The sequence below is a fragment of the Soonwooa sp. T0.1_25 genome, assembly GCF_057652215.1.
Window position 1 is genome coordinate 15,951 of sequence record NZ_JBYFBZ010000005.1, and the last position, 20,402, is coordinate 36,352.

Below are 20,402 nucleotides of genomic sequence, written 5' to 3' on the forward strand. Positions count from 1 at the left end.
AACGGTTTGATATTTGTAGAAGTAAAATACTTTTAAAATTATGAGTTCAATTTTCACAAAAATCATTAACGGAGAAATCCCAAGTTACAAAGTAGCAGAGGACGACAATTTTATCGCTTTTTTGGATGCAATGCCTTTAGTAAAAGGACATACATTGGTTGTTCCTAAAAAAGAAGTGGATTTAATCTTTGACTTAGATTCAGAAGAATTCAAAAATCTTTGGGCTTTTGCACAGCAAGTTGCTAAAAAAATTGAAAAAGCAATTCCTTGCAAAAGAGTAGGCGTTGCGGTTATTGGACTGGAAGTTCCGCATGCGCACATTCATCTTGTGCCACTCAACGCTATGCAAGACCTTAACTTCGGAAATGAGCGACTTAAGCTTTCTGCCGAAGAATATCAAACGATAAAAGACGCGATTAAAAACGCATAAATCAGTTTTAAAAGAAGCGCAAATGCTTCTTTTTTTTCATTAATTATTAAAAAGAAAAGTACACAATTTTATATGAATCCTAATCAATGTTCTTTCTGTGGAAGAAAACGAAATGAAGTACAAACACTGATTTCTGGACAAAATGGTTTTATCTGCGAAAACTGTATCGAGCAGGCGCATAACATTATTAAAGATAGTGTAAAGCAAATGGGCGATGCTGGTTTTACAATGGAAGAACTTGCAAAACCAAAACAGATAAAAGAATTCTTAGACGAATATATTATTGGGCAAGATCAGGCGAAAAAGCAATTGTCTATTGCCGTTTACAACCACTATAAAAGACTTCTTCATAAGCAAGACGAAAATCGTGAAGTAGAGATTGAAAAGTCAAATATCTTAATGGTTGGTGAGACTGGGACAGGGAAGACACTTTTGGCTAAAACGATTGCAAAGCAACTTAACGTTCCTTTTTGTATCGTAGATGCAACGATTTTGACAGAAGCAGGCTATGTTGGGGAAGATGTGGAAAGTATCTTGTCTAGACTTCTTATGGTTGCAGAATATGATGTTGAAAAAGCAGAACGCGGTATTGTCTTTATCGATGAAATTGATAAGATTGCGCGTAAGTCTGATAATCCTAGTATTACAAGAGATGTTTCTGGTGAAGGTGTGCAGCAGGGTTTATTAAAACTATTGGAAGGAAGTATTGTTAATGTTCCGCCACAAGGAGGAAGAAAGCATCCTGATCAAAAATACATTCAAGTTAATACGCAGAATATCCTTTTCATTGCAGGTGGAGCTTTTGATGGTATTAAAGAAATTATCGAAAGACGACTTAATAAACAAGCTATTGGTTTTAGTTCAGAAAAACTTAACAAAGTTGAGGAAGACGATTATATTTTAAGTCAAATTAATGCAATCGATTTAAAGTCCTTTGGTCTTATCCCAGAGTTGTTGGGACGTTTCCCGATTATTACGTATTTGGATAGCTTGACTAAGGAGACTTTGGTTAGAATTATGAAAGAGCCAAAAAACTCTATTATTAATCAATTTGTAGAATTGTTTAAGATGGATGGTGTTAAGCTAAGTTTTACAGATGAAGCTATTGAAAAAATAGTTGATGATACCGTAGAAAAGGGACTTGGCGCTAGAGGACTTCGTGGTACAACGGAAAAAGTTTTAGAAGATTATATGTACGATATTGATGCTCAAAATGAGATTGTCGTTGAGGAAGATGATATAAAATTATAATCTATTAAATCTATTGATTTGTAGGTAGATAATTTTAAGAAGTAGAAAAAAAAACATAATTTTGCAATTGATAAAAACACATAACACAATTTTGTAGATCATGAGAAAAACCTTATTAACTATAGGCGCTTTAGTATCTATAGGGCAGATGCAAGCTCAAGATAACTTCACATATATTGGAGATAAAGCTTATTTTAAAGTAAGTGAAGGCGCATTAGTGTATAGCAAAGATCTTAGTATGCGTACGGTTGGTTCAGGTGTTCTCGATGTGTCTGGCAATGTTATGATTGAGGGAGGAGTCAATAATACTTTCGAGACATTCGATACCAACGGAAGTGTCAAGAGTAATGGAGGGAATATAATTCTGAGAATGAATAATGCTTCCAACAATACTTATGGGCAGTTGTATATAGAAGGTTTTAAACAAGATAATATAAAAGGTATAGTAGATAAAGAGTATCGTGAGAGAAAACATGGTACTTATCAACAACTATCATTGCCATTTTATGGGAAAATTTTATCGACATTAAATACTGAATTTGGAAAAACTTTTTCTGATGTAAGATGGTCAAAAAATGAAATCCTAAAATGGAATAACCCAAAACCAAGATTCGATATTTTTTCAGTAAATCAACAAACTTCAACTGGATTAGAATATATTGCATTAGGTTCAGGTAATTTTGACGCATCGAGTAATCCAACTGTAGGAATTCAGAATCCAAATGCTGCGAATAACGCAACAGTTCCTAGCTATACAAATGGCGTCTATATTGTAAGAGGGAAACCTATCGCCGATACAGAAATTAAGACTGCAAGGCTGTATGGCGCAGGACTTGGTATTAATTATGGAACCAGCGGACAGGTTAGAAATTTGCATGGAGAAACTTATAATTCTTATCTTCAGGATAATTTTGATGCCTCTGGAACCAATCCATGGTTGAAAGCCAACTTCGGTAAAAATCTTTATCAATATGGAAACCCATATTTAACCAACCTAGATTTAAGTCAAATAGGAATTGTAGAATCGGCTACTACAGGAGATGGTAATGCTATTCCAAACATACAAGGTATTAGATTCGATCCAGGAGAAGTTACTTCAGATAGCGATGGTGCAACTTATTCTACTAACGCAAGATATATTACCTATGCTGGAGGGATTCCTGTAGCGGATGTTAATAATGCTATTATTAAACCAATGCAAACCTTTGTCGTAAAGTTGGCAAGTAGTGCGGATGATGCGTCTTATAATTTGAATTTTAAAAGCCTAAGACGTTTTAAATATACAGCCCGCGCAGCAAATGTCAGTTATCACGTTACCGCAGATAGAGGAGCTTCCGCAACAACTGTTAAGCAACTTGGTGTTATTGCTTTAGATGCTAACGGGAAAGAATTGTCAAGAACCTATTATGTTGTCTATGCAGATGCTAAGACAGGTATGTTGGATTTAAACCAAGTGAGTTCTCAGGTAACAGCAGGACCTATAGATATTATTGGTACCTATGAGGAAAAGCCAGACGGAGGTATGGATACTAATTTGTCCGACAAATATTGGCTGTATGTTAACGAAGCTAACGAAACTAACTTTGCTGGAAAGCCAGTTGTAATGGAGCTGTATAGCAATGATATTAAATCATTAAAATTCGAAATTCTAGAAGATGCCGAAATGATCGATGATAACGAGAGTTTATTATCATCAGGTAAAGCTTTTTATATCCGGAAAAGTGATTCTTCAGAATTGATAACTATTTCTCAAGGGAAAATATTAGACATAACAGGAGATAAGTTTAATCTTTATTATGATAAACCTAATGATGCTACTTTAGGAAATTATGAGACTAAAATGTCTAGATGTAAGATTGCATACAATCCAAGTATTGATGAATACGTTTTGCTTTTTGATCCAAAATGGAATGAAGCAGACGTTAAGGTGTATGACATAAGTGGCAAATTGATAGTATCAAAAAATAGAGTTTCAACGAAAAAAGATTTGATATTAGATATCCAGAAGTTAAACGGAACCTATGTTGTAACTGCAACATCTGAAAAAGGTGAAGTATTTAATGGTAAAATTATAAGGTAAAACACAAACACATATGAAAAATATTTTTTTTAAATATCTTGCTTTGGTGCTTTTTTGTGCAAATCAATTCGTTTTAGCGCAGATGGCGCCGCCTGTGCCAGAAGCCCGACCAGGTGCAGGAGGAGGTGGTGGAGCCGGAGGCGTTGGTCCTGGAGGCAAGCCCAAAAACCCAATTGACATGTACGAATATATTCTAATTATAGCAGCGGTTTTATTAGTATTTTACTTTTATAAACGTAGCAAAAAATTAAAATTGTCTTAATATTATAAAAACTCACTTTATCTACAGTGAGTTTTTTATATTTGTAAGATGAGAAACATCGTATTGGCTCTTTGTTTATTAGGAGCATCTAGCATTTCGGCACAATTCAAAGTTAATGCGAATTTGCCTTCTGATTTTCAAGTCGATGACGCATATCTTTTCGCGTATGACGGATCTAAAGATATTTTATTAGGAAAAGGAGCTAAAAAAGGCAACAGTCTTAGTATTTCGGTTCCTAAAAGTTATAAAGGTATGTTGCGTTTGGTACTTTTCCCTTCTAATAATAGTATCCAAATGGCATCGGAAAATCAAGATATTAACTTGACTGTCGATAAAGTCGAAAATAAAGCCATAAAGCAAGTGACATTTTTAGATCCTGCTAACAAGTATTTTGAAACGTCACAGAATGGTCAAAAGAAAAAAGAATTAATCTATCCTGCACTTTTACAGATTAAAGACTATTATAAGCCGACAGATCCATTTTATTCAGCTTTAGAAAAAGAGATAGCAACTTTGTCATCTTCGCCTGAAACTGGAGGTAATTTTCCATTTATTAACTATTATAACGAGACAGCGTCTAGATATGTTAATAATCCAGACTATAAAAACATACCATTACAAGAATACAGCGACTTTATTGTAAAGTCAGGTGGCTTTTTAGAAACTTCTTCTTTATTAAAACCTATTTTGATCTCGTATCTTAACACTGCGGGTAAAGACAATATTAATGCGGACATCGATAAGCTGTTAAAAAATGTTGATATTGAAACACCAAGAGGACAAACTGTTTTGTCAGAGTTAATCGATATTTTTGATACTTATGGCATGGCGGACATGAAGGATAAATACCTTAAAGAAGCTAAAGAATTAAAATGTACTATTAATGATCGTTTAGCGAGTACGATCAAAGGTCAAGAAGAGTTGCAAATTGGTGCTAAACTGCCAGATTCGAAACTTTATAATGCCTATAATACCAAAGCTAAATCGATTTCTGACGTTAAAGCTGATCATAAAGTAATCATTGTTTGGTCATCAACTTGTTCGCATTGTACAGCGGAGCTTCCTAAGATTATTGAAAAATATCAAGCTTTAAAATCTAAAAAAGTTGAAGTTATCGGTTTGTCAATTGATGCAGATCTTAAATCGTATTCGGATTTAGCATCGAAATTTCCTTGGGTAAGTGCTGCAGACGGTAAAGGTTGGTACAGCGAGTATGCAAAAAATTACAATGTGCATGCAACGCCAACTTACTTTATATTAGATAGTTCTAATAAAATTGTGGCTAAGCCAGATCAACTATCACAAGTTTTTGAATATTTTAATCTAAAATAATTTTGTGTGAGTGCAAATTTTTTCTATATTTGCACCACAAAATCGGCGAGGTAGCTCAGATGGTTAGAGCGCAGGATTCATAACCCTGAGGTCACGGGTTCAATTCCCGTCCTCGCTACAAAGACACTCTTCTTAGAGTGTCTTTTTTTATTTCAGTATGATGAAATTTATTTTCAGAAAAAGCATAAAAAAACATCCTAAAACTTGATTTTGGATGCCTTTAACTCTTTTCTTGTAATTCTTAGACCTCTTCGTCTGACTCCAAAGTGTAAGATTTGGATTTGTAATCCTTGTCATGTTTTTCAGAAATAACGTCTTCACCTTTTTGCTCGATGATAAAATCGGTTGATTCATTAAACATGTCTTGGAAATTCTTGAAATCTTCTTTGTAAAGGTAGATTTTGTGCTTTTCAAAAGTTGCCTCTCCGTTTTCCCCGAAATTCTTTTTACTTTCAGTAATCGTAAGATAATAATCTCCAGCTTTTGTCTCGCGCACATCAAAGAAATAGGTTCTTCTACCTGCCTTCAATACCCTTGTGAAAATTTCATTTTCGTGGCGTTCCTTGTATTCACTCATTTGTACGATATTTTTGAAATCTGTGTAAACAAATATAATAGAATTCTGCTTAATTCAAAATGTTTTTTGAATTATTTATAAATAAAAATGAAATTTCATAAAAAAAAACTCTTTTTTTTTGATAAATTAAGAGTATTTCTATGGTAAATAAAGAATTTTATCTGCACGTTTTGCACTTGATTCTCTGTGCGTTATAATGATTGAAGTTGCAGATTGTAGGTCGTTTTCAATGTTTTGTAGAATATTTTCCTCCGTCTCTGTGTCTAGAGCGGATAGGCTATCGTCAAATACTAAAATTTGCGGGTCTTTTATTAAGGCTCTAGCAATGCAAATTCTCTGTTTTTGCCCACCAGATAGCATTACACCGCGTTCTCCAACTATTGTTTCGTATTGATCTTTGAACTCAACAATATTCTTATGAACATCTGCTTTTTTCGCATATTTAATAATCAAATCTTCTCCCGGATTATCGATCGCGAAGCCAATATTGTATGCAATGGTGTCCGAAAATAAATAACTCTCTTGCGGAATGTAACCTATTTTTTGTCTGTAAAGTTCAAGATTGTGATCTTTTAGATTTTTACCATCAATCAAAATTTCTCCTTCATCAGGATCAATCAATCGACCAAGAAGAAGTGCGATGGTAGATTTTCCACTTCCTGTTTTTCCCATTATCGCCAAAGTTTCGCCGGCATTAACTTTAAAACTTAAATTGTCCAAAGCTTTGATACCTGTATTCGGGTAAGTATAACTAACGTTTCTGAATTCGATATCGCCATTTATAGAATAATTCTCATGGTTTGTATTGACGATGTCAGATTTCATGTCTAAAAACTCATTAACACGCTGCATAGACGCTTCTGCACGTTGATTGACTGACGTTACCCAACCAACCATTGAAAACGGCCAAATAAGGATATTAATATATAAAAAGAAATCTGCAATAGTACCAACGCTCATTTCGCCAGCGATGTATTTTTGGCCACCAATAAAGATAATAGCGACATTAAGAAGTCCAATTACAAATAAAATAATGGTGAAAAAATAGGCTTCTGTCTTTGCTAAATCTAAGGCTTTGTCTTGATAATCTTTAACTTTAATACCGTAATTTTTTTCAATATATTTTTCTTTGCTAAAATATTTAACCACACGAATTCCCGAAAAGCTGTCTTGGACAAAAGTCGAAATTGCAGATTGGCTCTTCTGCATGGTTTTCGATTTTTGATTAATAATGTTGCTGACTTTGTAGATCACAAATGATAAAATCGGTAACGGAATTAAAGTCCAAAATGTCATTTCAACATCGGTCATTAACATATAACTACTTGTGATAATAAGTAGAATTGCTAGGTTGACAACATACATAACACCAGGGCCTAGATACATTCTTATGGCCACAACATCTTCGCTCAGGCGGTTCATAAGATCGCCGATGGTGGTTTTCTTGTAATCGGTTAGTGATAAATCTTCGTAATGACGGAAGATTTTATTTTTTAATTCATATTCGATTCGACGAGATGCAACGATAATCGTTTGACGCATCATAAAAGTGAAAAAACCAGATAACAGGGAGCAAACCAGCAATATCCCAGAATTGATAAAAATAATGCGGAAATAACTCCAATTGGCTTTTACATTGTCGATAAGACTTGCTTCTTTAGAAAGTTTAAGGTTGTCGTAATTACCTTCGATGATGTTAATCGTTTGACCAACAAATTGTACTTTATAGATTGTAAAAAAGTTACTAAGGATGATAAATAAAAATCCCCAAAAAAGAAGGACTCTGTGCTTCCAGAAATAAGGATTTAGGGTTTTTAATGCATTCATTATTTAAAATTGTTTAGGCATTAAAACTGACTAAACTTGGCCGTAAATTTACGAAAAATATTTTTCAAGATTTTGGGCAAATTCGTTACCGACAATGCCCTTGTTGGTATGATATTTTCTGCAAACTTTTGCAATAAACAATTATACTATATAATGGATACTCCCAAACCAAAATACGACCTTGTACTAATAGGCGGTGGTATTATGAGTGCAACATTGGGGACAATTGTCCACCAATTAGAACCCAATCTTAAAGTAGCAATTTTTGAACGACTAGATGACGTCGCTAAAGAAAGTTCTGACGCTTGGAATAACGCTGGTACAGGACATTCAGCCTTTTGTGAGCTTAACTATACGCCAGAGAAAAAAGATGGTAGTATTGATATCAAAAAAGCAGAAAAAATTGCTGAACAGTTTGAAATTTCAAAACAATTTTGGTCTTATCTTATCGATAAAGGACTCATTTCTAATCCTAAAGATTTTATCAATTCTTGTCCGCACATGAGTTTTGTTTTTGGCGATCGTGATGTGGATTATCTACGTCGTCGTCACGAGGCGATGACACAATCTCACCTTTTTGAAGGGATGAAATTCTCTGACAATCATAGCCAACTTCAAGAATGGGTGCCGTTGATTATGAGAAAAAGAAGTGCGCAAGACAAATTAGCCGCGACTAAAATGGATTTGGGAACAGATGTTAATTTTGGCGCTTTAACTAAAAAATTATTTAATCATCTTCAAGAAGACAGTAGCGTTGAGGTTTTTACGTACCACGAAGTTAAAGATATTGATCTTAAAGATGACGGTGAATGGCGTATAAAAGTAAAAGATAGAAAAAATCTTCACACGCAGGAAGTTGATGCAAGATTTGTTTTCATCGGAGCTGGCGGTTATGCTTTGCCGCTTTTGGATAGTTCTGATATCGAAGAAAGTCAAGGCTATGGCGGTTTCCCAGTTAGTGGGCAATGGTTGGTGACTCACAACCCAGAATTAATTGCGCAGCACAAAGTTAAAGCTTATACGCAAGCAACAGTTGATGCGCCGCCAATGTCCGTTCCACATTTGGATTTAAGAATTATTGATGGTCAAGAAGCGCTTTTATTTGGGCCTTTCGCAGGTTTTTCAACTAAATTTTTAAAGGAAGGAAGTTATCTAGATTTACCAGAAAGTGTCAATTTCAAGAACATACGTTCGTTGTTTGGAGCTTGGTGGCATAATTTGCCGTTGACAAGATATCTTATTCAGCAAGTTGCAATGACCAAGTCTCAACGTCTAGCGCATTTGAGAGATTTTATTAAAGATGCAAAAGAAGAAGATTGGGAATTAAAAGTTGCTGGACAACGTGTTCAGGTTATTAAAAAAGATGCAAAAGATGGTGGTAAGTTAGAGTTTGGGACCGAAGTTGTTGTTAACAAAAACGGAACAATCGCCTCATTACTTGGTGCTTCGCCAGGTGCAAGTACATCTGTCTATGCAATGTTGGATGTTTTGGAACGTTGTTTCCCTGACAGAATGACAGACGGAGGAAAATGGAGTTCTAAGATTAAAGAAATGATCCCAAGCTATGGCGTTTCTTTGGCGACAGATAAAAATTTGACAGAAAAAGTTCGTAATTTTAGCAAAGCTAAGCTAGAACTTGATTATTAAATGAACACTATCAAAACCAAACCTTTTATCGATGCATCGCTAAAAGAAGCGAACAAAGAATTGCACTTGATGGACAAGATTGTGATTGTGCATTGTCGTTTTCAATCGGTTGGTTTTTTTGAGGAGAAAATAAGAATTTGGCAGTCAACTTTTTTGTATGACGATGCCAATTCTAATCTGCTAAGTGAATTAATTCATTGTGAAAATATAAGTTATTACCCGGAATGGACAGATGTGCCGCCGGGTAAAACTTTTTTATTTACTTTGTATTTTTCGGGGTTGCCACCGGATTGTAAGAGTTTTACACTTGCAGAAATTATTCCCGAATCTAATGGATTTTTTGTTCCAAATATCAAACGGAACAAAAGCGATGTCTACAACATAATTATTGATTGATGAAATATTTTTTAGTGCTTTTAATGCTTTTTGGATTTTTAAACATTAATGGACAATCTACAAAAGATTGGAAACAGAGTGTTTTAGATTTTAAAAAAGAATTAAATAGAGAATATAAAACTGAGGGTGAATCGCCTTTGAGGGGCGATAATTTTACAAAGTTTATTGAACATCCCTTTTTCCCAATTAGTAAAAAATACAGAATTGTTGCAAAACTTGAGAAATCAACATCTGACCAAAAATTAATAATGCCAACATCTTCTGGAAAATCAAAATCTTTTACAGAATATGGAAAAGCATATTTTAAACTTAATGGAAAAGATTTGGTGGTGACTTTATATACAAATGATGCTTTGCAAACTAATCCCGAATATGTTAATCTTGTATTTATGCCTTTTGGAGATTTAACAAATAGCAAGCAAACTTACGGTGGTGGACGTTATATAGATTTAGAAAAAACGGACAAAAATACTATTGTTATTGACTTTAATAAAGCTTATCAGCCGTATTGTGCTTATAATGCGTTCGATTATAGTTGTCCTTTAATTCCGACCGAAAATATTTTAGATGTTGCGATTAAAGCTGGCGTAAAGTATAATGATGTGTACCATCATTAAAAAATATCTTGAATAATTTCTAAGGATTTTGGTGTTTTAAAATCGACAAAATGGAAATGATAGTATACCAAAAGACTATCTAAAAACTTTTGCCTTTGTTCTCGATTTAGGATTAAATCGTAAGGATTTTCTTTATTTAGATAGGCTTTCCAAGTCATAGAATTCTCCTTGTCAAAAAGATAATGAACCTCCGAATTTCCAAAATTTCCTGTCTCGGGATTAAGATAATTGGCTTCACTTTCTAATGGCGCCCAACCTTGGATTTTGATAATTTTAAGCATCAAAACCAAATGCGCTTGCATATTGGATAATTCTACTTCCTGTAGAAATTCAGCAATGACAGTATAAAGCTTTGGATGTGCTTCGTTTTCGTGTCTAAGAATTTGATTTAGTAAATCTGCAACAAAAAAGATAACGGCGTTGGCTTTTATGTCTTGGTATAAATCCTTTTTAGAAACCGATTCGATATTCGAAGCAATCAACAATTCGGTATTGAATTTTCCTTTATTTGTAGAGAGTTGCAACTCATTCAACGGAAAAAGATAGGCTTTTTTCTTGTTCTTAACAGAGTATATTCCTCTGATATAAAAGCTAAGATAAGCACTTTCTTCCGTGTAACAACGGAGAATAGCATCGCTGTCGCCATATCTGATGTATGACAGAAGAAAGCCCTTATAAGAATTCATTAATTAACGATCGCGATTTTTGCAGTTTTGGTATCGGTACCGTCAGCATTTGTCATCAAAACAAAGTAAATACCTGAAGCAACACGAGATCCTTTTTGGTTGTTAAGATTCCATTCGTAATAACCACCTCTTGCCACAGCGCTATGTACGACATTACCTGCAGCATCAGTAATTCTGATATTTGTTTTTTCAGCTAAACCTTTGATACGGACATTTCCTTTATAGCTTGCATAAATTACAGGATTAGGATATACCACAACATTACCGAAATTTTCGTTAACGTCAGCTACATCACCTTGATATACCATTAAACCTTCGGAACTCGCAAAATATACTTTACCAGTTTTCTCATCGATTTGAATATCTGTAATATTGTCGGATGGGAGCGGTGAGTTGGCTTTAGTAAAATGTAAATAAGTTTGTTCTCCACTTGAGCTTAGGTAATATACGCCTCCACCTCGTACGGATATCCATTTTTGATTCCCAGAGTCTACCGAAATTTGAAGTATTTCAGAATCTCTAAATAACTCTTCGCCAATTCCATTTTGTTCGATTATTATTGGCTCCGTTTGTGGTTTTGTATCTCCAAAAGCGTCTCTAGGATTAGCAAGGACTCTTATTCCTTTCTGTCCTCCTATCCATACATTTTCATTTTTGTCTATTGCTGCAGAAATTGCATCGCTCGTTGCAAGATTGTTTTCTTTGGTTAAGAATTTTATTGGATTGGATGATGCCCCGGGTTGTGTCCCATAATCATACATTACTAGACCTCCTGCGCCTTCTCGAGGGCAAGGTATATAAAGTATATTATCTTTTGTCATAGGTTTTTGTGCTCTATTTCCATTGACTAATCGAATTGTTGAAAAATTGTCACTAGATCTATTGTAATAATAATATCCAACATAACCAACTAACGGGTCGTTATAGAACAAGGTACTAATACTAGCAAATAAGTTATTTTTGTCATCGAAAGTAAGTCCCGTAGGTCTATTATACCCAGAGCTCCCATCAGTAGTCATGTAGGATTTAACAAATTGATTATTTTTCATTTTGTAAATACCTTTGTGCGTATTAACCATCGAATAATTCACGAAAAACACTTCGCTCATATCATTCGGATTTGGTGTAACATCCATAATATTAAAAACTATTGGATTGTTAATGAAATAATCAGGATAATTCCATTTTTGACCATCAAAATGATAATAACCTAATCCATTAGGAGTTGGTACGTCGTATTCGGATCTTGAGCCTGATGAAACCCAAATTTGATTATTAAGTAGGCTTACTTTATATGAAAAATTATTATAAGGTCCATCAGGTCTGAAGCTTGATTTGCTTTCATTTAATAAACCATTTAGTTTTGTTGCTGAAAATATCTGATTATTAAATACATAGCCAGAATTAAGTTCTTCTGTGAAATCAATTGTTTTTTGTAATGCACCAGTTTTAGTAAAGCTGTATAGTTTTGAATTATCAGCAACAATAATGTTCTGATCTGTTATGACAACATCTTTCACATTACTAAAACTTTGTGGTAAAGCCGTAGTTGATGTGACATTGTTACCAAATCTTACTTGATTTGCAGTGGAATACGCAATAAGATCTTTTGATGCTATATTTGTAAAACTACCTGTAGATTGAGTTGTCCATGTATTGTAAACAGGGAATGTCGTGTCTATCGTATGTGTTAGAAGTCCATTTTGAGTTGCCACAACGACTTTATCGTTAAAAATTCCAGCTTCTAAAGCCGCATTATATGCCCCTCCAGTATTAAAAAATGCTGTATCCCCAAATTCTCTTTTATCCAAATTAAAAATAGAAACACCGTAACCTACAGAAATAACTGCTTTATTACCAGAAATCGAAATATGATTAATTTTTTTATCACCTAAATACCCATTGGCAATAGGAATATCCATAATCAGAAAAACGCCTTCAGGTGTAATAACGTCCATTGCCCCAGATTTGTAACCAACAAGTCCGATTTTAGTCTCAGGGTTGTAATCAAAAGCAGTAATTTTTACTTCGTGAAGACCATTGGCTTTCGATAATTTACTAACTTCCCCAGACGTTGGGTTGTAGTAGAAAATTCCGTTTTCTGTCGCAGCTATTAGCTTTTGCCCATCATCTCTAATGGCTAATACATTATTATATGAAAACAAATCACTCCATCTAGAAGTGTTTTGAGCATTAAATGCTGCAATAGACAGCATGGATGTTAATAATAAAGCTTTTCTCATATTACGCAATTATGCTTTCATCTATAACTTGATTTATCCAAGAAATATTTTTCACGCTTTTATCTTTATTGAAATAAAAATCTATTCGACCTAACAAAAGTCCCGCCCAACCAACTTGGTTAACCAACACTTTTTTTCCTTCACTATTATTCAAAACCTGTGGCTCAGGAAGAAAAGTATGTGTGTGACCTCCTAAAATGAGATCGATACCAGATGTCTTTTTTGCTAAGATCAAATCGGACATTTTTTCGGGTTCTTTTTCGTAATCGTAGCCAAGGTGCGAAAGGCAAATCACCAAGTCACATTTTTTTTCATGTCTTAAAAACTGGCTGTATTGCTGAGCAATTTCGATTGGATTAATATATTCCGTTTCTTGATAATTGGCTTTTCCAACCAAACCTTTTAGCTCAACACCGACTCCGAAAATTCCGACTTTTATGCCGTTTTTGTCAAATATTTTATAGGATTCTGTTTTGCCGTCTAAAATAGTATTTTTAAAGTTATAATTTGAGCAAATAAATGGAAATTTTGCATTTGGTAAAACTTTAAAAAAACCTTCTAGTCCATTATCAAAATCGTGGTTCCCCATTGTCGACGCATCGTACTTCATCATACTCATTAGTTTAAACTCCAATTCGCCACCGAAAAAATTGAAATATGGCGTCCCTTGGAAGATATCTCCAGAGTCTAAAAGTAAAAGGTTATTTTCTTGATTTCTAATTTGTTGTACCAAACTCGCTCGTCTTGCAAAACCTCCCTGATTCGGATTTTTTGAATAAGATGCATCAAAAGGCTCAATACGACTATGTTGGTCGTTGGTATGTAAGATTGTAAGTTTGATATCTTGCGATAGAGTAGGTTTCGTAAACGTATTTGCTAAAACTAAATTAGGCGTTAAACTAAGTCCTAAACTACCTGCACCAATATATTTTAAAAATTCTTTTCTTTTCATAACATCATTATTTTAGGTCAAGACGCAGATCTGCAGGGACTTTAACTTCTTTATTTTCTTTAAACTTTTCTATGAAAAGTTCTCGTAATTTGATACCTGTGCCGATCATTTCTCCTTTCCCGAAAAAGTACATTCTGTCGCCGCCCATTGCTAGATAATCGGAAGTTGCGATGTAGTAAGTTTTGTCTTTCTCAATTTTTTGCCCAGAAATAAGTCCAGTTTTTATATTATTTCCTTGCGTAATAATCGTGATGTGAGAAACTGGATTATTCGTTTTTTCCTTAAGATAATAGTCAAACAGTCCTTGTAAATCGCTTCCTTTTAATTTAACAATAACAACTTCATTTTCAAAAGGCATTACTTCAAAAATTTGTTTTATCGTAATATCACCTGCAGGAATTATCGTTCGGATACCACCAATATTGATAACAGCCCCATCGATATTCAGGATGTTGTTAGCCTTTGCCCAAGCCAATGCGCCTTCATATGTATAATCTGTGAGAAGATTTCCCAAATTGCTGTTGTCACCAGTTTTATTAAGTTCCACAGAAGTGTGAGAAATTTTAATATTCATCTGTTTCTCAAGTTCGTTTTTGTAGGGCGCAATAACTTCCTTGAAAGTTGCATCATCATTAATATTACTATCAATCACAATGTTTTGATACGCTTGGATATTACTAATGTTTTGGCGCGATGTACAAGCAGTTAGCAAAGCTAAAGTCGCTCCTAAAACATATATCTGAAACCTCATCATATATCTTTTAACTTTAAAAAAGCAAAGCTAAGAATTTTTTGCGAGGCGCATTGTTTAGAAAATGTTAGGTTATAGCTAACAAATTTTGATTTTTTTCAAATTAAATTTAATTAAAGAATCAAACAAAAACTTTAACTTTACAAGTAAATTCTAATTTAAGATATGAGCAATTTAAAAGGTGTAGGTGTTGCGTTGGTAACGCCCTTTAATGAAGATTTATCGATAGATTTCGATTCTCTAACAAAGTTAGTGGATTACAATATCGATAACGGAACTAACTATCTTGTGGTTCTTGGTACAACGGCTGAGGCTGCAACACTTTCTAATGACGAGAAGAAACAGGTTGTTGAGCATATCATAAAGGTGAATAGTAAACGTGTGCCGTTAGTTCTTGGGATTGGTGGTAACAACACGATGGAAGTTGTTAAACAAATCGAGGAGACAGATTTATCAGATTTTGAAGCGGTTCTTTCGGTTTCTCCATATTATAACAAGCCAAATCAGGAAGGACTTTATCAACATTATAAAGCAATTGCTGCGACTGGTAAAAATATTATCATCTACAATGTTCCGTCAAGAACTGGACAAAATATCGAAGCAGATACGACTTTAAGATTAGCTAAAGAATTCCCGAATTTGATTATGATTAAAGAAGCGGCGCCAAATATTCTGCAATATTTTGATATTGTGAGAAAAAAAACTGCTAATTTTAATTTGGTTTCGGGTGATGATGAATATACGCTTCCAGTAACATTGGCTGGTGGTAATGGCGTGATCTCGGTAATTGGACAAGCTTATCCAAAAGAGTTTTCGACGATGGTACAACTAGCTTTCGATGGTAAAGTTAAAGAAGCCTACGACATCCATAACAAGTTGGTGGACATCACAAGACTAATTTTTGCAGAAGGAAATCCTTGCGGTGTTAAAACTATTCTTGCTGAAATGGGAATTATTAAAAATACTTTGAGATTACCCTTAACAAAAGCTTCGGAAGGTCTACAAGACAGGATCAAAGCTGAAATGAAAAATATATAATTAAGTGGGCTTTGGCCCATTTTTTATTTTAAATATGATTACAACTAAACCTGCAACGCAATTCGATATCGAGTTGATACAGAAGCTTGCCAGAATTTCTTGGGAAGACACTTACTCAAAGATTTTATCAAAAGAGCAGTTAGAATATATGCTCGATATGATGTATTCTGAACATGCAATTTTAGAACATTTTCAAAATCCTAATTATCATTATTTTTTAATATTTGATGATGAAACGCCTTTGGGATTTGTTGGTTTCGAACATCATTTAGAACCTAACACAACCAAGTTGCATCGCATTTATCTTGTGCCAGAAGCTAAAGGAAAAGGCGCTGGAAAATTTGGTCTTAATCTCGTTAAAAAACATACCCAATCCGTGGGAGATAATCGTATTATTTTAACAGTGAATAAAAATAATGTTGCGCGTCAATTTTACGAATCTCAAAACTACAAAGTCTACGGCGAAGCAGTTTTCGATATTGGAAGTGGTTATGTAATGGACGATTATTTAATGGAATTTAATTTATAAGTTTGATTTCTATTCAAGAAAATAAATACTAAAACGCAAATCAAAAGCAACCAAATATAATAAGATTGGCTAATAAGTTGGATGTAGTCAATCTTATTTTTTCCAAAGCTCACCAAGATTAATACCTGCGCACCGTACGGAATAATACCTTGGATAATACATGAGAAAATGTCCAATACCGAAGCCATTTTTCGAGGTTCAAACTCATAATGCTCGGAAATTGGTTTTGCAACTTTTCCCGTTATCAAAATCGCAATCGTATTATTTGCAATACAAGCATCAACAAGGCTTACCAAAACGCCCATTCCCAACATTGCAGAAAATCTCGATTTTATCGATTTTAAAATTTTATTTAAAAGAAATCGTATACCACCCGCATATTCGATAATTGCAGCTAAACCGCCTGTTAATAAGGATAAAAGGAATATCTCAGTCATGGAAGTAAAACCATTATAACTTTCCTTTGCAAAACTTAACAAGTCCATACTGTTATTTGATAGACCGATAATTCCTGACACGACAACACCAATTAATAAAACGAAAAAAACATCAACGCCTGCAAATGCCAAACCTATAACCAAAATGTACGGAATTAAAAGATAAAAACTGCCGCTTTGTCTAGATAAATCCTGTATTTGGGTAACTTCCGAATTATTAAAAAGTAGAATAAAAATCGTTATTAAAAATGCTGGCGCTGCAATCCAAAGATTAGTTCGGAATTTATCAGACATTTTACTTCCCAAAGATTGTGCAGCAGCAATTGTCGTGTCAGAAATCACCGAAAGATTATCTCCAAACATTGCGCCTGTCAATAGTGACGCTGCGATGAGGTTAACATCGGCGCCACTTTTTGTTGCCAATTCGATAGCGATGGGACCAAGTGCTACAATGCTACCAACCGAAGTACCGGACGCCAAAGATAAAAACGAAGCCAATATAAAAATACCAAGCGCAATATAATTAACAGGAATATATTCTAAACCTAAATTTACGATAGCATCAACGCTTCCCGACGCTTTAGAAACGGTAGAAAACGCGCCTGCCAAAAGATAAATAACGCACATAGTTAACACATTTTTATCACCCAAACCTTTCAGAAATTCGTCCATTTTTGTTTTAAATGGAAGTTTGATGATTAGAAAAGCAGTGATAATTCCTAGTGCCATGGCAATAGGAGAGGGCAAGGCATAAAAGTCATTAAGATAAATTCCTGCTCCTAAAAAACTTAGGACAAATACTAAAAAAGGAATCAAGCTGATAAAGCTTTCGCGAGGTTTATGTTCTGTTGTCATACGTCGTTATTTGGCGAAGTCAGCAGAAGATAGTTCAACATTTTTTCCAAAAATTGGCTTATCGTTTTAGCACCTTGCTTGTTTTGCAGGTTGCTACCTCTGCTGAGGTTCGTGATAAAAGTGTGACAAAAATAGGTGTAAAAACTTAAAGTACCAAATCGTTACGAAATCTTAGACCATTTGTTTTTGCCTTTATATTGTCTAATGTAGAAGTTTTTCATGCTTTGATGATTGGGATGGACAAGAAGTGCATCTTTCTCTAAAAGTTGTTCTACAGCGAGTTTCGCCAATTTTATAATTTGCGAATCCGTCATGAGGTTTAACTTTTTAAAGTCGACAACACCACTTTGTTGGGTTCCCAAAATATCGCCCGGACCACGAAGTTCCATGTCAACTTCGGAGATTTTGAAACCGTCGTTGGTTTCGCACATCGTTTTGATGCGTTTGCGACTTTCTGCAGAAAGTTTGTCAGACGTCATTAAGATACAATAACTCTGTTCGGCACCACGACCAACGCGTCCGCGAAGCTGATGAAGTTGAGAAAGTCCAAATCTTTCAGCGCTTTCAATCACCATAACTGACGCATTTGGGACATTAACGCCTACTTCGATAACAGTTGTTGCAACCATAATTTGTGCATTTCCCGAAGCAAAATATTGCATCGCTTGGTCTTTTTCGTCGGGTTTCATTCGTCCGTGAAGCATCGCAATATTGTAACTTTTGAAATGATTAAGTATGTGGTCAAAACCATCTTGTAAGTTTTTGTAGTCCAAAGTTTCGGATTCTTCGATTAATGGATAAACGAAATAAACTTGGCGACCTTTCTTTAATTCTTCGTGACAGAAATTATAAACATAAGCGCGGTCTTTCTCGCGACGATGCGCGGTAACGATTGGTTTTCGCCCAACTGGCATTTCGTCGATAACCGACACATCGAGGTCAGAATAAAAACTCATGGCCAAGGTTCTTGGTATTGGCGTTGCTGTCATCACCAAAATATGCGGTGGGATTTTATTCTTTGCCCAAAGCTTAGCACGCTGTGCCACGCCAAAGCGATGTTGCTCATCGATTATCACCAATCCTAAATTTTTGAATTGTACGATGTCTTCCAATACGGCGTGCGTCCCAATCAAAATGGAAAGTTCGCCAGATAATAATTCTTTGTGAATAATTTTTCGTTCGGAAGTTTTGGTAGATCCTGTCAGTAATTTGACGCTAACATTGGTGTCTTTTAATAAATCTTGAATAGAATTAAAATGTTGTTGCGCCAAAATTTCCGTTGGTGCCATCATACAACTTTGGAAGTTATTATCCATGGCAATTAACATGGTCAAAAGCGCAACCATCGTTTTGCCCGATCCAACATCGCCTTGCAACAAGCGATTCATTTGCGTGGACCGCTTCATGTCGGTTCGGATTTCTTTCAGAACGCGTTTTTGCGCGCCCGTCAAATCAAATGGTAAATTGTTATTGTAGAAATTATTAAAATAATCGCCAACAATAGGGAAAGGATTTCCGATAGATTTGGTGTGTTGATGTAGCTTTTTTAAACCAAAACCTAACTGAAAAAAGAAAGCTTCCTCGAATTTTATTCTACGGTCAGCTTCTTGTGCCAACTGTGGATTTTGCGGAAAATGTATATTGTAAAACGCATCTAATCTTCCCAAAAGTTTTAAGGCTTTTATTAAATTTTGAGGGAGATTTTCATCGATTAATTGTGGAAGATTTTTAAGAATTTCATAGATAACATTCTGAAACAACTTATTGTTAATGCCTCTTTTGGTGAGTTTTTCGCTGCTTGGATAGACCGGAAGTAATGTGCCCGAGATGGCTTTTGCTTCGTCTGTTTCTATTTCGGGATGTGGCATGGAAAAGCTATTGTTAAAAGCTTGTATTTTTCCAAAGATGAATAAGTCTTTATTGACTGGGATGCTTTCTTTCATCCATTTGCTGTATCGGAACCATACTAGATCTATTGTTCCTGTTTGGTCACGGAATTTTGCGCTTAGTCGTGTTCCTTTTTGTGAAACGACTTCTTGGATGTCTGTGATTTTTCCTCTTAACTGAATATCAAGTTCTAAACTTGGATTAAGTTCTGAAACGCTATAGATTTTTGATTTGTCGATATAACGAATAGGGTAGAAGTTGATGAAATCTTCCAAATTCTGAATGCCCAAAACATTTTTGATAAGTTTGGCGCGTTCTGGTCCGATACCTTTTATAAATTCTATGGGCGTGTCTAGATGCAAAGTTTTTACGAAAAATTAATTGGCAATTTAAGCTTTTTTGCAGGGATTAAAAAATGAAATGGGATGACAAAGTTTCTATTCTAGCCCAGATGGAAGCGGCATCCTTTGTGGGGTGGCGCGAGGCGGCGGAGCGCTAGCGGAGCCGTCCGAACGCCACATCGCAAAGATAAAGCGTACAGCGGGAGTCACTTTTCTAAGTACCATGAGTTTTTCTTGCTCCTAAAAAAAGAAAAACTTCAGGAA

General features: G+C 34.9%; 18 protein-coding genes, 1 tRNA gene and 1 riboswitch. Of the genes, 11 read left to right on the forward strand and 8 right to left on the reverse strand.

From position 1 onward, the window contains the following. The first annotated feature begins 40 nt into the window (after nt 1–40). The 6 genes from AC23MB_RS08320 (at nt 41) to AC23MB_RS08345 (ending at nt 5,473) form a co-directional block, all read left to right on the forward strand. Nucleotides 41–430: an HIT family protein gene (locus AC23MB_RS08320; protein ID WP_313031335.1), complete on the forward strand. Its 390-nt coding sequence runs from the start codon at nt 41–43 to the stop codon at nt 428–430. A 72-nt stretch (nt 431–502) separates the two neighbouring features. Beyond that, nucleotides 503–1,681 carry an ATP-dependent Clp protease ATP-binding subunit ClpX gene (gene clpX, locus AC23MB_RS08325; RefSeq protein WP_313031337.1) on the forward strand — a complete coding sequence of 393 codons (1,179 nt, stop codon included), beginning with the start codon at nt 503–505 and terminating at the stop codon, nt 1,679–1,681. Nucleotides 1,682–1,781: 100 nt separating this feature from the next. Continuing rightward, nucleotides 1,782–3,761, forward strand: a complete 1,980-nt coding sequence (locus AC23MB_RS08330; RefSeq protein ID WP_487786983.1) for a T9SS type A sorting domain-containing protein — start codon at nt 1,782–1,784, stop codon at nt 3,759–3,761. A 13-nt stretch (nt 3,762–3,774) separates the two neighbouring features. Further along, nucleotides 3,775–4,023 (forward strand): signal peptidase, encoded by a 249-nt coding sequence (locus tag AC23MB_RS08335; RefSeq protein WP_312324191.1) that lies wholly within the window; start codon nt 3,775–3,777, stop codon nt 4,021–4,023. A gap of 48 nt (nt 4,024–4,071) precedes the next feature. Then, entirely contained in the window at nt 4,072–5,355 is a 1,284-nt protein-coding gene (locus tag AC23MB_RS08340) for a TlpA family protein disulfide reductase (protein ID WP_374330511.1), read from the forward strand. 44 nt (nt 5,356–5,399) lie between these two features. Continuing rightward, a tRNA-Met gene (locus AC23MB_RS08345) sits at nt 5,400–5,473 on the forward strand. A gap of 123 nt (nt 5,474–5,596) precedes the next feature. Here AC23MB_RS08345 and AC23MB_RS08350 read toward each other — a convergent pair. Both AC23MB_RS08350 and AC23MB_RS08355 read right to left on the reverse strand, forming a co-directional pair. Next, nucleotides 5,597–5,932, reverse strand: coding sequence for a DUF3276 family protein (locus tag AC23MB_RS08350; protein ID WP_312324532.1), 336 nt, complete (start codon nt 5,930–5,932; stop codon nt 5,597–5,599). 138 nt (nt 5,933–6,070) lie between these two features. Then, complete coding sequence (locus AC23MB_RS08355; RefSeq protein WP_487786984.1) at nt 6,071–7,759, reverse strand: ABC transporter ATP-binding protein; 1,689 nt, start codon at nt 7,757–7,759, stop codon at nt 6,071–6,073. A gap of 153 nt (nt 7,760–7,912) precedes the next feature. On the opposite strand from AC23MB_RS08355, the gene mqo reads away from it, so the two are divergent. The 3 genes from mqo to AC23MB_RS08370 are packed head-to-tail and all read left to right on the forward strand — an operon-like array spanning nt 7,913 to nt 10,419. Next, nucleotides 7,913–9,406: a malate dehydrogenase (quinone) gene (gene mqo / locus AC23MB_RS08360; RefSeq protein WP_313031359.1), complete on the forward strand. Its 1,494-nt coding sequence runs from the start codon at nt 7,913–7,915 to the stop codon at nt 9,404–9,406. Then, entirely contained in the window at nt 9,407–9,802 is a 396-nt protein-coding gene (locus AC23MB_RS08365; protein WP_313031363.1) for a hypothetical protein, read from the forward strand. Next, entirely contained in the window at nt 9,802–10,419 is a 618-nt protein-coding gene (locus tag AC23MB_RS08370) for a DUF1684 domain-containing protein (RefSeq protein WP_487786985.1), read from the forward strand. The genes AC23MB_RS08365 and AC23MB_RS08370 overlap by 1 nt, the downstream gene beginning before the upstream one ends. Here AC23MB_RS08370 and recO read toward each other — a convergent pair. Genes recO through AC23MB_RS08390 form a run of 4 tightly spaced genes read right to left on the reverse strand, consistent with a single transcriptional unit; the run spans nt 10,416 to nt 15,051 of the window. Beyond that, nucleotides 10,416–11,105, reverse strand: a complete 690-nt coding sequence (recO, locus tag AC23MB_RS08375; RefSeq protein WP_313031370.1) for a DNA repair protein RecO — start codon at nt 11,103–11,105, stop codon at nt 10,416–10,418. The genes AC23MB_RS08370 and recO overlap by 4 nt on opposite strands. Next, nucleotides 11,105–13,348 carry a type IX secretion system anionic LPS delivery protein PorZ gene (gene porZ / locus AC23MB_RS08380; RefSeq protein WP_313031375.1) on the reverse strand — a complete coding sequence of 748 codons (2,244 nt, stop codon included), beginning with the start codon at nt 13,346–13,348 and terminating at the stop codon, nt 11,105–11,107. Before porZ ends, recO begins: the two co-directional genes overlap by 1 nt. 1 nt (nt 13,349) lies before the next feature. Next, nucleotides 13,350–14,300 (reverse strand): bifunctional metallophosphatase/5'-nucleotidase, encoded by a 951-nt coding sequence (locus AC23MB_RS08385; protein WP_374330520.1) that lies wholly within the window; start codon nt 14,298–14,300, stop codon nt 13,350–13,352. A gap of 7 nt (nt 14,301–14,307) precedes the next feature. After that, nucleotides 14,308–15,051 (reverse strand): 5'-nucleotidase C-terminal domain-containing protein, encoded by a 744-nt coding sequence (locus tag AC23MB_RS08390; RefSeq protein WP_487786986.1) that lies wholly within the window; start codon nt 15,049–15,051, stop codon nt 14,308–14,310. 165 nt (nt 15,052–15,216) lie between these two features. Here AC23MB_RS08390 and dapA point away from each other — a divergent pair, with 165 nt between their 5' ends. Next, complete coding sequence (gene dapA / locus AC23MB_RS08395; protein ID WP_374330524.1) at nt 15,217–16,089, forward strand: 4-hydroxy-tetrahydrodipicolinate synthase; 873 nt, start codon at nt 15,217–15,219, stop codon at nt 16,087–16,089. A 34-nt stretch (nt 16,090–16,123) separates the two neighbouring features. Then, complete coding sequence (locus AC23MB_RS08400) at nt 16,124–16,618, forward strand: GNAT family N-acetyltransferase (RefSeq protein ID WP_487786987.1); 495 nt, start codon at nt 16,124–16,126, stop codon at nt 16,616–16,618. On the opposite strand, the gene AC23MB_RS08405 is transcribed toward AC23MB_RS08400, so the two are convergent. Beyond that, nucleotides 16,594–17,910: a Na+/H+ antiporter NhaC family protein gene (locus AC23MB_RS08405; protein WP_312322682.1), complete on the reverse strand. Its 1,317-nt coding sequence runs from the start codon at nt 17,908–17,910 to the stop codon at nt 16,594–16,596. The genes AC23MB_RS08400 and AC23MB_RS08405 overlap by 25 nt on opposite strands. A 30-nt stretch (nt 17,911–17,940) precedes the next feature. Continuing rightward, nucleotides 17,941–18,033, reverse strand: a riboswitch (SAM-I-IV-variant riboswitch). A 38-nt stretch (nt 18,034–18,071) separates the two neighbouring features. Further along, nucleotides 18,072–20,159, reverse strand: a complete 2,088-nt coding sequence (recG, locus tag AC23MB_RS08410) for an ATP-dependent DNA helicase RecG (RefSeq protein WP_487786988.1) — start codon at nt 20,157–20,159, stop codon at nt 18,072–18,074. Nucleotides 20,160–20,402 lie beyond the last annotated feature (243 nt).